The following is a 12,505-nucleotide window of genomic DNA, read 5'->3' on the forward strand; positions in this document are numbered from 1 at the left end:
AGGCTCACCATTTCCGCTTCGCCATCTCTTCCTGGTAGAATTTCTGATAGAGCACCTCGTACTCCCGGCTCCCCGGAACCTTTGCCTGGGCGTAGGAGGCAAGCTTCCTGCGGACGGCGGCATCCACCTCGCCGGTCACCGCGAAGAAGGAGGAGACCGCCTCCTTGATGCACTGCAGCGAGCGCCGCTCGTCGGGAAAATCGGCGACGTCGTCCTTCCAGAGCCGGTCCTGGATCCGGTGGGCCAGATGGGAAATGCGGTCTTCGGAAATGCTCATTTTTCGTACTCCATTCCGACCGGCAAGGTCAGATGACGATTCCCTTCTCCTTGGCCAGCCGCTCCTTGATCATCTTCAACATCTTGTGCCGGTCGATGCCGACGCCGCCCCCCATGGAGCGGAGGGTCTGCTCCAGGAGGCGCTCGGCCTCACGCTCCAGATCCTCTTCCCCCTTGGCGTCGGCGGCGATGGCTTTCTTGATCCGGTCGAGGACCACCCCTCGCTCGGCCTTGAGGGTGATGAGCCCCGCCGCGGTGAGCCGCTCCAGCACCTGCTCCGCCAGCCGGGCGATCTGCGCTTCCTTGAGCTTCATGGGTCCTCCCGATGCTTTTTCGCGTCATGGGCCGCTCGTTGTGGCCGGGGAATCCATTCTACCCATTGCCCGCGAAAAAGCAAGGCACCGTTGACCCCCGCCTCCCCCTCTGGTATCGTTGCCCCCATGGGAAGACTGCAATCCTGGACAGGGAGGGGCGCGTGCTGATCGTCATGAACCACAAGGCTGGTCCGAAACAGATCGAGGCGGTTGTGAAGGCAGTGGAAACCATGGGGCTTACGGCGGCGCCGATTCCGGGGAGCGAGCGGACCGCCATCGGGGTCCTCGGCAACAAGGGGTACGTGGACGACACCACCATCCGGGACCTCCCCGGGGTCCAGGAGGTGATCCACGTATCCAAGCCCTACAAGCTCGTCTCCCGCGACTTCCATCCCCGCAACACCATCGTGAGAGTCTGCGACGTCTCCATCGGCGAGGGGAAACGGCCAGTGGTGGTGGCCGGCCCCTGCGCGGTGGAAGGGGAGGAGCAGATCCTGAAGACCGCCCGGGCGGTTAAGAAAGCAGGAGCGGATCTCCTCCGGGGGGGCGCCTTCAAGCCCCGCACCGGTCCCCACACCTTCCAGGGAATGCGGGAAGAGGGGCTGAAGCTCCTGGCCAAGGCCCGGGAGGCGACGGGACTCCCCATCGTCACCGAGGTCATGAGTCCCGACACGGTGGGGCTTGTGGCGGAATACGCCGACCTCCTCCAGGTGGGGGCCCGCAACATGCAGAACTTCGAGCTCCTGAAGGAGCTTGGGCGCACCCGCAAGCCGGTCCTCCTCAAGCGGGGCATGAGCGCCACCCTGGAGGAGTTCCTGGCCGCCGCCGAATACATCCTGGCCGAGGGGAACCCTCACGTGATCCTCTGCGAGCGGGGAATCAGGACCTTCGAGACCGCCACCCGCAACACCCTCGACCTGGCAGTGGTTCCCCTCATTCGGGAGATGTCCCACCTGCCGGTCATGGTGGACCCCTCCCACGCCACGGGAAAACGGAGCCTCGTGGCCCCCATGGCCAAGGCGGCCCTGGTTGCCGGGGCACACGGCGTGCTGATCGAAGTACACCCGGAGCCGGACAAGGCCCTCTCCGACGGTCCCCAGTCCCTGACCTTCCACGGTTTCGACGTCCTCATGGAGGAAATCAGGCGCCTGAACGCGTTCCTCGGAGTCGATGGAGGCAGAGAAAAAGCCTCTTGATTTATCCGGGAGAGGGCGCTAAACTGGCCATAAATATTAGAAATCTCTCTACCATGTTCGTCAGGCTGATATGCCCCAGCGGAACATTTACGTAAGACGGGGGCTCTTTCTACCGTGGTGTGCTGCCCCATCATGTGGGATTTGCCTGAAGCGGTACAGAGCCTGCCACCTGTAAGGAACTCGCTGTGAGGCCCTTACAAGCCAACGGCATGGTGGAGGGATGAAAAAAAGGGGGGGAGCGCACTGTGCGTCTCCCCCCTTTTGTGCCGAAACCTTTCAGTAGGCCGTGTGTTGGTTGTGCTCCCTCAGGATTGCCGTAAAGAGGGGATTATGGTCCGACCGTGAAACGGAGAGGGCCATCTCAACCTCGGTTATCCCCCCCCTGACGTCCCGTATTTTCCGGGAAGTCGTCTCCCCAACCACTCCCCCCGTCCCGTCGCGCAGGTATGCCGCGATGCCGTCCCGCACCCCGTCGCTGTCGGCCAGGAAGGTGTAGATCGTTGCACCGAGGAGTTCCCCCTTGGGAAGCCCGAAGAGTTCCTCGGCACGGCGGTTGGCGATGATGAGCTTGCCGTCGGCCAGGAAGGTGACGATGGCCGACTGGGCCATCTCCAGGACATTGCGGTAGCGGTCCTCGGACTCCATCCGCTGTCGGGTCTTGAGGTCCAACTCCTCCATCATGCCATTGAAGGCGGCCACGAGTTCGCCGATCTCGTCCCGGGAGCGCTGGGGAATCCGGTCGCCGAAGCTGCCGGTGGCGGTGACATGGGTAATGGAGGCGGAAACCTTCCGGAGCGGGTCGATAATAGTCCGCCGGACGAGGAATCCCATCACGAGGATAATGAGGCAGAAGGTGAGCCCCCGCGTGGCCAGGTCGAGCCTGAAGTTGGTCCCGGCCTCGCGGTAGAGGTCGGCCAGGGGGATCGAGACCGACACGGCGCCAATCACCTCACCGACCTTGTAGTTGTAGGAGAAGTGCCCCTTGGGGAAGCGAGCCCGGACAAAGGGAGGCGCATCCTCGTAGCGGCCGTGGCATTCGAGGCAGCTCTTTTCCGCCACCATCGAGAGCATGTAGCGAAAGCTCCGCTCCTTTCCGGTCCTGACGATGCGGTAGGTTTCCGTGCTCTTCTTCGAGGCGAAGAGCTTGAGCATCTCTTCCTCGTACGGATCGGGACGGTTGTCGGGGTTGCGGTACCGGAGCGAAACCTGGCGCACGTAGTAGTTGCTCCCCTTGGTCAACCGCTTGGCCACGTTGGTGGCCACCACCTGGGGGACCAGGTTGTAGTTCTCGTTGGGCTCCCCCTTCACCACGCTGGAGATGTAGTCGCGGGTCTCGATGATCTGCCGGGCAATGCTCCGGGCGTTGTCCACGGCGATCCGGTCGATGAGCGCCCTTTCTCGATGGTAGACGAAGAAGGCCGCCGCCAGGAAGATGAAAACCAGAAGGAGCGACAGGATGATGTTGAACTTCGTGCTGATCTTCAGGTTGGCAAACCAGGACATGCATGCCTCCGGCCGTTGATATTGCTTCTAGTATACCTGTCCGGCCGCCGCAGACAAGGAGAGTCACCAGACATAGTCCTTCGCGATCTCCCGCTTGTCGTGGCCATGGAGGATGTGGAGGACCCGCAGCCCCTTGAGCTTCACCGGTGACAGGGAGCCGAGGGGAATGTAGACGATCTTCTTCCCCATGCGGGCCGCCAGCTGGCGGAACATGCTCCGGGGTGGGCGCGGCGCCGCGTAGACCACATGCTTCTCCGGAGAGTAGTCCAGGGCAGCCAAAAGGAGCACCTCGGCCTTGGTGCGGGCAAAGGCGTAGTCGGGGTCGTGCCAGACGTCCATCATCCGCCGGGGAGGGTAGGAGAGGAGGAAGCCTCCATACTCGCAGCGGCAGATGCCGGGGCCCACGATGTTGTCGGCCGGGGAGGTGGCGTAGAAGGCCATGTCCGACTCCTGGTCGTGCTCCCCGAGCCAGGTCATCCGGTAGGGGAACCTGCGGTTGTCCCGGTCCTCGTCGAAGATCACCACCACCCCGCCGACGCCCCCTTTGGCCCGCTGGTTCTCCCGCACGTAGATCCGGCCGTCGGTCAGGTTACGCAGGGTCTCCCGCATGTCGATCCCGTCCAGGAGCGAGGCGGTGAAGGGCTCGGTGCGGGAGAGCTCCTCGGAGAGCTGCATGGCACCCTTCCTCTTCAGGAACCGGCCGTAATCCTCGATCACCACATCCTCCGGCGGGTAGGAGCAGATAGAGGGGTTGTCGAACCCCTCCAGCCACTCGCCGGGGCGCTTCTCCTTTTTCCGCTTCAGGAACCCCAGGTGCGACAGCCCCTTCTGCCGCTTCTGCCGGGGACGAAAGCGGATGCGGCGGGCGCCGCCCCAGATCTCCTCGGGAGAGATGGCGATGGTGGGAAGGTCGGCGTCGGTCCGCTGCCAAGGGTAGTGGGTGGCCAGGCGCCAGAAGGCGTAGGCGAAATTGTCGTCGATGCACCCCCGGGCCGCGGCCAGGAGCTGGAACAGATCGGGGAGGAGCATGCCTCCGGTGAGGGCGTAGTTGCGGGCAAAGCGGAAGAAGGCCCGCTTCTGCCAGAGATGGACCTGCTCGCCGGTCTCCTGCCGGTAGTGGCGGGCCGCCTCCCGGAAGAGGTGGAAGATGATCCGCTGCCGGTCCGGGAACTCCCCCTCCCGCCCCGCGTGGCGGGCGCTCCGCTCCACGGCGTGGCGCAGAAGCTCCTCCTCGGGAATCTCCCGCTTCCCCCCCGCGATGAGCTCCAGGGCGCTGAACCGCTTGCGGAGCGTGGCGGCGCCATCCACAAGCTCAGGAGGGAGGGGGCCCCGGCGCAGCTCGTACACCGCCGAGAGGAAGGGGAACTCCCCGAGGATCTCCCGGCAGGAATCGGGGTGGAGGTTGAAGAGGGCCACGTTCTCGCGCCTCACCCGCTCCAGGGGGGCGGCTTGGGGGCGGCCGAACTCCTCCTTCACCCGCTCCAGGTGGAACATACCGCAGATGAAGAGGATGCGCCCATGCTCCCGGGCCAGCTCCCGGAGCCGGAAGGCCATCCCCTGCTCCCGCCGCCGGTCCTCGGGACCGTGGGGGAGGGCAGCCGCTCCCTTGCCGTACTCTTCATAGTAGGGGGTGAGGCCGATCCGGTGGATGGCGTAGGGGTCGGGAAGGGGCTCGTGGTGGAGAGGATAGGAGTCGGTGTCCACATCGACCAGCGCCACGGGAATCCCCAGCTCCCGGCCGAGCCGCGCTCCCTCCACCAGGGGGTCCGCCGGCTCCACGAGGAGATAGACCGTCTCCTCCCCCTTTTTCGCCCTGGTGCCGTAGCGGAGCACCGATACCTCCGGCAGGCGCGCCACTCCCCGCAGGAAGGGAGCCTCCAGGGTGGGCGGCAGCTCCAGGGCGATGCAGTCGGGCTTCACCCGGTGCACCGCCTCGCGCACGAGCCAGGCGAACTCCATCCGGTAGTGGAGGACGGGGAGGGCGTGGACCGGGCCGAACTGTTCCAGGTGGAGGCGATGGGGCATGGCTTACGCCAGGTACCGCAGCGCCTCGTCCCCCAGCACCCGCTCTACGGCCAGCGGCAGGAGTTCGGCGGCGTCCTTTTCGGTTGCGGCCATCATCTTGAGGGCGTAGCGGGCGATGTTGATGCCGTCGCGGACCGAGTAGAGCTCGTCGGCGGCGTGGGCCCGCTGGAGGAAGTCGACCACGTACTTGAGGATGCGGGTCGGGGCGAAGGGGAGGTTTTCCTTGAGGATCATCAACTCCTCGTCGGCCTCGGGGAAGTCGATGAAGATCTGGGGCTGGAGCCGGGAGTGGATGTACTCGGGGACCTCGAAGGTGGAGGCGTCCTCGTTCATGGTGACCACGATCCGGAAATCCCGGTGGGCCGGCACCCGGAGGCCGGTGATGATGGACTCCACGTAGCGCCGGTCGTCCAGGAGCGGCGCCAGGGAAGCCCACGCCTTCTCGCTCATCCGGTTCCCCTCGTCGAGGATGAGAACTCCCCCCTTCACCATGGCGGAGACGAGGGATGACGCGGCGTACTGGATCTTCCCGTCGGGGCCGATGACCGGGGTGATGATGAGGTCTTCGGGGCGGGTATCCATGGTGGCCTGGAAGAGGTAGACGGGGCGACCCAGCCGCCTCGCTGCGGCATAAGCGAGGGTGGTCTTTCCCACGCCCGGCTTGCCGATGAGGCGGGGGTTGAAGGGGATGTCCCGGTCGTCGATGACCATCCAGGCGGCCAGGAGTTGTTGGAGGAGCTCATCCTGGCCGACCCATTTGAGGGGGAGCGTCACGGGGCCAGCCAGGGTGAGAGAAATTCCGTCAATGGTTGTCTGTTCCATAGCCGTTCACCTGTCGATAACGTACATCATGGCGAGTTTCGCCCGGTTGTCCAGGCATTGGGGGCAGAGGGTGCCGGCGTCGTTCCAGAGCTCCGCCGCCAGCCACTCACCGGCCTCCTCGTAAGGGGTGCGCTCCACTCCGGGGGTGAAGTCATTCCCGCAGACGGTGCAAGTTTTTGTCTCGTGTTCCATTCCGCTCACGTCCCCGCTTTCCGCACCAGGTCCGCCAGGCAGTCGATGAAGAGTGGTGAGCTGTTCAGGGAGGGGGAACGGCGGAATTTGGCATACCCCAGCCGGTGGGCCAGCATGGCGTACTCGATGTCGATCTCGTGGAGGGTCTCGATGTGGTCCGACACGAAGGAGAGGGGAACCATGAGAAGGTTCTTCACCTGGTGGGCCGCCAGGTGCTCCAGCATCTCCTCGGTGGAGGGCTCCAGCCACTTGACCGGCCCGGCCCGGGACTGGAAGGCCAGGTGGTAGGTGATTCCCTCGAACCGCTCCATGACGAGCCGCACCGTCTCCTCGATGTGGGAGAGGTAGGGGTCCCCCTTGTCGATGAACGACTGGGGGAGGGAGTGGGCCGAGAAGAGGATCTGCACCTCGGACAGGGGGTGGAATGCGTCGAGCCCCTCCCGGATCTTCTCGGCCAGGGCCTCGATGTAGCGGGGATGGTCGTAGAAGCGGTCCACGTAGGTGATGTCGAAGGTGGCCCCCGCCTGCCCCAGGACCCGTTTCAGCTCGTTGATGCTCGATCCGGTGGTGGCCCGGGAGTAGTGGGGGTAGAGGGAGAGGGCGATGATCCGCGTGATCCCCTCCCGCCGGATGGCCGCCAGGGCCTCCACGGTGGTGGGCTTCCAGTAGCGCATGGCCGTGAAGCAGCGGTACCCGTCCCCCAGGGCCTCTTCCAGGGCCTTCGCCTGGGCCTCGGTCAGCTCCCGGATGGGGGACTTGCCGCCGATCTCCTCGTACTTCAGCTCCACAGGCCGGGCCCGCTTCCTGGCGATGAGCCGGGCGATGAACGGCTGCAGAAAGGAGGGGCCGATCCGAATGATGTCCCGGTCGGTGAAGAGGTTGACGAGGAAAGGCTCCACGGCGTCCAGGGAGTCGGGGCCCCCCATCTGCAGGAGGAGCACTGCGGTTTTTTCTGACATGGTCGCCTCGTTAGCGGTAGTGGTCAGGCCTTGTGGCGCTCCCATCCAGATACCTCATAACCCTGGGTCGGTCAAGGAGGAAGAGGACCGGTGATCCCCTCGTCCCGGAGAAATCCGGCCACGGTTCGCAGGAACACCCGCCGGTCGGGGGGACAGTCGTTGTGGGCGCAAGCGAGCTCCACCAGCCGCCCCCGCCGGGCTGTCCGCGCCAGCTCCCGGCCGTGGCCTACGGGAATGATGTCGTCGTGGATCCCGTGAAGGACGAGGACCGGCCCGCTGTAAGCGGCAAGGGCGTGGCGGTTGTCGAAGACGTCCCGCACCAGGAATCCCGGCAGGAGCATCCGCCGGGCGAAGGGGCGGGTCGAAGTGAAGGGGGACTGGAGGATAATGGCCGCCAGGTGGCGCTGCCGGCTGAGGGCGCAGGCCGCCCCGCCCCCCAGGGACCGGCCGAAGGCAACCACCCTGCCGGCGTCCACCCCCCTCTGGCCGATGACGGCATCGTAGGCAGCCACCGCCGCCGCGGTAATGCTCTCCTCCGACGGACTCCCCCCTGAACGCCCGTACCCCGGATACTCCACGAGAAGCACCCCCATCCCCAGTGCCCGGAAGTCCTCCGCTTCCTCCGGCAGAAAGTCGATCACCTCGCCGTTGCCGTGGAAGACAAGAACCACCGGCCCCGTTTGTCCCGCCTTTATCCCCGGTGCCGGCAGAAACCACGCATCTACCCTTCCGAAGCCCGTATCGAGGTAAAGGGGGACCATGCCGGGAATCCGGGGGGGCTGGCCGGCAACGTCAATGGCCCGACCGGGGTACATGAGGGAGCGCTGGAGGAGGTAGCAGAGCGCCCCGTAGGCTGCGTAGATCACCGCACCGAGTATGAGGAGCCTGAGGATGTTCATCCCGCAGCTCAGTAGTGGGGGGGCGGCTCCTCGTCCTCCGGCTTTCTCACCGGCGACGGGGCCTCGGCCAGAACCTGCTCCCGGAGCCCATTCAGCTCCGCCTCCAGCCGGTCGATGGCCTGCTGCTGGCGGAACACCACGTCGTTCAGCTCACTCACGGTGCGCGACAGGTGGGTGACGTGGATCTCCAGGTCGGTGATGCGATCGTTCATGGGGCCTCTTTCTCAGCGGGAAATAGAAAAAGGGAGCATCCTTCGCTCCCTTTTTCTATTTCGTCTCCTCGCTTCTCCTACTTCTGGGACAGCCGGTGCACGCACTCGACCATGTGGATGGCGTTCGCCGGCGGCACCGTCGGAAGAATGCCGTGCCCCAGATTGAAGATGTGGCCGGGACGGCCGGCGTTCTCGTCGAGAACCCGCTTCACCTCCGCCTCGATGACCTCCTTGGGGGCGTAGAGGACCGTGGGGTCCAGGTTCCCCTGGACGGCCATGTTCGGGCCGAGCACGTCCCGGGCTTTCCCCAGGTTCACGTGCCAGTCGAGCCCCATGACGTCACCGCCGGCCTTCTGCACCGTCTCCAGCATGGTGCCGGCCCCCTTGACGAAGTGGATCACCGGGGTGTTCTGGCGGTTCAGGCCGTTGATGAGCTTCCGGGTGTAGGGGAGGACAAATTTCTCGTAGTCGGTGGGGGAGAGGACCCCGCCCCAGGTGTCGAAGATCTGGATCGCCTGGGCACCGGCCCGGATCTGGGCGTTCAGGTACTCCATGTCCATCATGGTCACCTTCTCCATGAGGGCGGCGTAGACCTCCGGGGCGGCATACATCATCCGCTTGATGGTGGCCCAGTCCTTGGACCCCTTCCCCTCCACCATGTAGCAGGCCAGGGTGAACGGCGCCCCGCCGAAGCCGATGAGGGGGACCCGGCCGGCCAGCTCCTTGCGGAGGATCTTGATGGTGTCCAGGACGTAGGGGACATCCTCCTCGGGGTTGGGGATCCGGAGCCGCTCCACGTCGGCCATGGTCCGGACCGGGGTCTCGAAGACCGGGCCGGGGACGAAATCGAGCTTGAGCCCCATGGGTTCCACGGGTGTGAGGATATCCGAGAAGAGGATCGCCGCGTCGACCCCCAGGATATCCACCGGCTGGATGGTCACCTCGGCGGCCAGCTCCGGGGTCTTGCAGAGCTCCAGGAAGGTGCACTTGGAGCGCACCGCCATGTATTCGGGGAGATAGCGCCCAGCCTGGCGCATGAGCCACACCGGGGTACGGTCAACGGGCTTCCCCCAGCAGGCGTCGAGAAAACGATTATTCATAGAAAATCCTCCTTGGAAATTGAAAGCAGTTCAAAACCAGGAACGTGAGATTTGCGTCAGATTGGTGCACCCGCAGGAACCCCGGCGGAGGCGTAGCCCAGCTACGCCGCACAACGGGGTGACGAGGACGGCGCCAAGATGGCGTAAATATCGCGTTCCTCCCTACCTACGCCTTCTTCTGGAGGCGTATCGGCACATAATTGCAGAACGGCTCTTCCGCCATGTAATCCCCGTACACCGCGTCGGCCCTTGCCCGGCAGCCGCCGCAGACGTTGATGAACTCGCACTCGCCGCACTTCCCCTTGTAGGCCTTGAAGTTCCTGAGATCCTTGAAAATCTCGGAGTTCTCCCAGATCTCCCGGAAGGGAGTCTCCTTCACGTTGCCGGCGGTGCGGTGGAAGTAGGAGCAGGGCTTCACGTTGCCAAAGCAGTCGATGAGGCAGATGGTCTGGGCCGCGATGCACCCCTTGCCGCCGCCGGTGGAGAAAGTCAGCGACCGGCGCTCGAACTTGACCCCTTCCTCCTTGGCCCTCATGGGGACCATCCGGTAGTAGTGGGGGGCGCAGGTGGGGCGCATGAGGATCTCGTCCTCCAGCTTCTCCTGCTGGTAGTGCCACTCCAGGATCTCCTCGTAATCCTCCTTGGAGATGAGCTCGTTCATGATCTCCTCGCCACGCCCCGTGGGGACGATCATGAACATGTACCAGGCAGTGGCCCCGAGGGACTTGGCCACCTTGAAGGTATTGGCGATGTCGTGCTGGTTTCGCTTGGTGAAGGAGGAGTTGATGAGGAACTTCTGGCCGTGCTTGCGGAAGAGTTCCGCGGCCCGCACCACCCCGTCGAAGGCGCCGGGGCACTGGCGGAAGTCGTCGTGGACCGCGGCGGTGCTGCCGTCCAGGGAGAGGGAGACCATCTTGATGTCGGCCTTCCGCATCTTCTGGCAGATCTCGTCGGTAACGAGTGCTCCGTTGGTGGCCATGCACATGCGCAGCCCCAGGGAGGTACCGTATTCGGCCAACTCGAAGATGTCCTTGCGCATGAGGGGCTCGCCCCCTGAAAGGACGACCACCGGCTTGGAGAAATCGGCGATCTCCTTGAGGAGCTTCTTCCCCTCCTCGGTGGTGAAATCCCCTTCGGAGGAGGTCAAATCCGACGAGCAGCGGCAGTGGACGCACTTGAGGTTGCACTTCTGGGTGGTTTCCCAGGCAACCCATTTAGGTATGAATTCTTCGGCCATGGGTTCTCCGTTCGTGTGACAATCCTGTAAATCCTACTATGAATAACGCCGGCAGCACAAGAAGTTTAGCTTAGCGCAGATGGAGGCTACTCCGCCATCTTCCGGTTGAAGATGGCCACCGTGACAGTGAAGGCGATCAGGGCAGTCACGGCCAGGATGGCGATGAGCCCCCCGTCGAATGAACCCGCCAGGAGCGCCCGGCGCGATCCCTCGAAGAGGGCCGTGGTGGGGATGGCCATGACGGCGGCGCGCATGGCCTCGGGATAGGAGGAGACGGGAAAGAAGACCCCGGACAGGAAGATGAGGGGCATGATGACCACCGCCTGAACCTTGCCGATGGTCTCGGGCTTGTCCATGAGGGTGCCGCAGACGGTGCCGGCGCAGGAAAAGACCATGGAGCCGAGGGCGATGAAGGCGAGGTATCCCGCTAGGTGGGCCGGGTCGAAGCGGACCCCGGTCAGGAGGAAGATGACGGTAGCCACTGCCACTCCCTTGAGGGCCCCCTGGGTGAAGCCGGAGATAATCTTGCCGATGACGATGTCATAGACCGTGATGGGGGTGACCCGGTACGCCTCGATGGTCCGCTGTACCTTGCGGTGGAACCACATGCTCCAGGCGCTCTCGTCAAAGGCGGCGGAGACGGCGGTCATAGTGATGAGCCCCGGCGCCATGAACACGGTGTAGGGAACCCCCTCCACGTTGGCGATGTACCCCTTGAGGCCGAAGCCGAAGGCCAGGTAGAAGGTGAGGGGGGATGCCACCACCGCCACCAGCTCCGAAAAGAGGCTGCGGCGGAGCACCAGCATGTCCCGCTTCCAGATGGAGAAGGCGCCTTTGAACACTATTCCCGCACCTCCCGCCCCGTCAGTTCGATGAAGACATCCTCCAGGGTCGGCTCCCGGGGGCAGACCTTGCGGATGTCGTCGGTGCCGACGGCGTCCATGAGGGGTTTCAGGAACTCCTCTCCGGCAAGGGAGAGGCGGAAGAGATCGCCGGTCCGCTGGAGGGAGCGGACAAAGGGTAACCCTGCCAGGATCGCTTCGTAGCGGTCGGCATTGGCCCGGAACTGCATCTCGTAGCAGTGGGCGTGGGCCATCCGCTCCTTGAGCCGGGCCGCGCTCCCGTCCACGAGCAGCCGGCCGTGGTCCATGATGACGATCCGGTCGCAGAGGGCATCGGCTTCGTCCATGTAGTGGGTGGTGAGGAAGATGGTCATGGAATCCTTCAAGGACTCGACGTACTCCCAGACGGCCCGGCGGGACTGGGGGTCGAGGCCGGTGGTGGGCTCGTCGAGAAAGAGGACCCGGGGCCGGTGGACCAGTGCCCGGGCCACCACGAGGCGCCGCTGCATGCCGCCGCTGAAGGTGTCGGGAAAGTCGTTGCGCCGCCCCGAGAGCCCCACCAGCTCCAGGAGCTCGTCCACCCGCCGGCTGGTCTCGGCGGCTCCCATGCCGTGGAGCCGGGCCTGCATCACCAGGTTCTCCCGGGCCGTGAGGTAGCGGTCCAGGTTGTTCTCCTGGGGGACCACGCCGATGAGGCGCCGCACCTCCTTTCCCTGCTGCTGGACGTCGAACCCCTCCACTTGGGCCGTGCCGGCGTCGGGACGAAGGAGCGTGGTGAGGATCCGGATGATGGTGGTTTTCCCGGCGCCGTTGGGGCCCAGGAGCGCGAAGATGGTTCCCCGCTCCACCTCCAGGGAGAAGGAGTCCACGGCCGTAAGGGAGCCGAAGCGCTTAGTGAGGCGGTTGAGCGAGAGAGCCGATGCCACGG

Annotated in this window: 14 protein-coding genes and 1 other RNA gene; 2 read left to right on the forward strand and 13 right to left on the reverse strand. The window is 64.7% G+C overall.

Annotated features, from left to right (window positions below; genetic code table 11):
• Positions 1 to 4: 4 nt before the first annotated feature.
• A complete protein-coding gene (locus KI811_RS09295; protein ID WP_214186197.1) occupies positions 5 to 277 on the reverse strand; it encodes a DUF507 family protein in 273 nt (90 codons plus the stop codon).
• A gap of 28 nt (positions 278 to 305) precedes the next feature.
• Positions 306 to 590: a DUF507 family protein gene (locus KI811_RS09300; protein WP_214186198.1), complete on the reverse strand. Its 285-nt coding sequence runs from the start codon at positions 588 to 590 to the stop codon at positions 306 to 308.
• Positions 591 to 751: 161 nt separating this feature from the next.
• Here KI811_RS09300 and aroF point away from each other — a divergent pair, with 161 nt between their 5' ends.
• Positions 752 to 1,786 (forward strand): 3-deoxy-7-phosphoheptulonate synthase, encoded by a 1,035-nt coding sequence (aroF, locus tag KI811_RS09305; protein ID WP_214186199.1) that lies wholly within the window; start codon positions 752 to 754, stop codon positions 1,784 to 1,786.
• Between the two features lie 42 nt (positions 1,787 to 1,828).
• Positions 1,829 to 2,009, forward strand: a non-coding RNA gene (gene ssrS / locus KI811_RS09310) — 6S RNA.
• Between the two features lie 53 nt (positions 2,010 to 2,062).
• Here ssrS and KI811_RS09315 read toward each other — a convergent pair.
• The 11 genes from KI811_RS09315 to KI811_RS09365 all read right to left on the reverse strand — a co-directional run bounded on the left by KI811_RS09315 (position 2,063) and on the right by KI811_RS09365 (position 12,503).
• Positions 2,063 to 3,289, reverse strand: coding sequence for a Tll0287-like domain-containing protein (locus tag KI811_RS09315; RefSeq protein ID WP_214186200.1), 1,227 nt, complete (start codon positions 3,287 to 3,289; stop codon positions 2,063 to 2,065).
• A 63-nt stretch (positions 3,290 to 3,352) separates the two neighbouring features.
• Positions 3,353 to 5,314, reverse strand: a complete 1,962-nt coding sequence (locus tag KI811_RS09320) for a hypothetical protein (protein WP_214186201.1) — start codon at positions 5,312 to 5,314, stop codon at positions 3,353 to 3,355.
• A gap of 3 nt (positions 5,315 to 5,317) precedes the next feature.
• Entirely contained in the window at positions 5,318 to 6,136 is an 819-nt protein-coding gene (locus tag KI811_RS09325; protein ID WP_214186202.1) for an AAA family ATPase, read from the reverse strand.
• Between the two features lie 6 nt (positions 6,137 to 6,142).
• Complete coding sequence (locus KI811_RS09330) at positions 6,143 to 6,328, reverse strand: hypothetical protein (protein WP_214186203.1); 186 nt, start codon at positions 6,326 to 6,328, stop codon at positions 6,143 to 6,145.
• Positions 6,329 to 6,333: 5 nt separating this feature from the next.
• Complete coding sequence (hemH, locus tag KI811_RS09335) at positions 6,334 to 7,287, reverse strand: ferrochelatase (protein WP_214186204.1); 954 nt, start codon at positions 7,285 to 7,287, stop codon at positions 6,334 to 6,336.
• Between the two features lie 71 nt (positions 7,288 to 7,358).
• Positions 7,359 to 8,186: an alpha/beta hydrolase gene (locus tag KI811_RS09340; protein ID WP_214186205.1), complete on the reverse strand. Its 828-nt coding sequence runs from the start codon at positions 8,184 to 8,186 to the stop codon at positions 7,359 to 7,361.
• Between the two features lie 8 nt (positions 8,187 to 8,194).
• Entirely contained in the window at positions 8,195 to 8,398 is a 204-nt protein-coding gene (locus KI811_RS09345; RefSeq protein WP_214186206.1) for a SlyX family protein, read from the reverse strand.
• A gap of 77 nt (positions 8,399 to 8,475) precedes the next feature.
• Entirely contained in the window at positions 8,476 to 9,498 is a 1,023-nt protein-coding gene (gene hemE / locus KI811_RS09350) for a uroporphyrinogen decarboxylase (protein WP_214186207.1), read from the reverse strand.
• Positions 9,499 to 9,664: 166 nt separating this feature from the next.
• Positions 9,665 to 10,735: a radical SAM/SPASM domain-containing protein gene (locus KI811_RS09355; RefSeq protein ID WP_214186208.1), complete on the reverse strand. Its 1,071-nt coding sequence runs from the start codon at positions 10,733 to 10,735 to the stop codon at positions 9,665 to 9,667.
• A gap of 86 nt (positions 10,736 to 10,821) precedes the next feature.
• Positions 10,822 to 11,577, reverse strand: coding sequence for an ABC transporter permease (locus tag KI811_RS09360; protein ID WP_214186209.1), 756 nt, complete (start codon positions 11,575 to 11,577; stop codon positions 10,822 to 10,824).
• On the reverse strand, positions 11,577 to 12,503 hold the full coding sequence (locus KI811_RS09365; protein ID WP_214186210.1) for an ABC transporter ATP-binding protein: 927 nt from the start codon (positions 12,501 to 12,503) through the stop codon (positions 11,577 to 11,579). Before KI811_RS09365 ends, KI811_RS09360 begins: the two co-directional genes overlap by 1 nt.
• Between the last annotated feature and the right edge of the window lie 2 nt (positions 12,504 to 12,505).

Source organism: Geobacter hydrogenophilus (genome assembly GCF_018501225.1).
GTDB lineage: Bacteria > Desulfobacterota > Desulfuromonadia > Geobacterales > Geobacteraceae > Geobacter > Geobacter hydrogenophilus.

Bases quoted from the DNA above. Each gene is read 5' to 3' on its own strand.
- KI811_RS09295 (WP_214186197.1), bottom strand. From the start codon at position 277: ATGAGCATTTCCGAAGACCGCATTTCCCATCTGGCCCACCGGATCCAG.
- KI811_RS09300 (WP_214186198.1), bottom strand. From the start codon at position 590: ATGAAGCTCAAGGAAGCGCAGATCGCCCGGCTGGCGGAGCAGGTGCTG.
- KI811_RS09315 (WP_214186200.1), bottom strand. From the start codon at position 3,289: ATGTCCTGGTTTGCCAACCTGAAGATCAGCACGAAGTTCAACATCATC.
- KI811_RS09320 (WP_214186201.1), bottom strand. From the start codon at position 5,314: ATGCCCCATCGCCTCCACCTGGAACAGTTCGGCCCGGTCCACGCCCTC.
- KI811_RS09325 (WP_214186202.1), bottom strand. From the start codon at position 6,136: ATGGAACAGACAACCATTGACGGAATTTCTCTCACCCTGGCTGGCCCC.
- KI811_RS09330 (WP_214186203.1), bottom strand. From the start codon at position 6,328: ATGGAACACGAGACAAAAACTTGCACCGTCTGCGGGAATGACTTCACC.
- hemH (WP_214186204.1), bottom strand. From the start codon at position 7,287: ATGTCAGAAAAAACCGCAGTGCTCCTCCTGCAGATGGGGGGCCCCGAC.
- KI811_RS09340 (WP_214186205.1), bottom strand. From the start codon at position 8,186: ATGAACATCCTCAGGCTCCTCATACTCGGTGCGGTGATCTACGCAGCC.
- KI811_RS09345 (WP_214186206.1), bottom strand. From the start codon at position 8,398: ATGAACGATCGCATCACCGACCTGGAGATCCACGTCACCCACCTGTCG.
- hemE (WP_214186207.1), bottom strand. From the start codon at position 9,498: ATGAATAATCGTTTTCTCGACGCCTGCTGGGGGAAGCCCGTTGACCGT.
- KI811_RS09355 (WP_214186208.1), bottom strand. From the start codon at position 10,735: ATGGCCGAAGAATTCATACCTAAATGGGTTGCCTGGGAAACCACCCAG.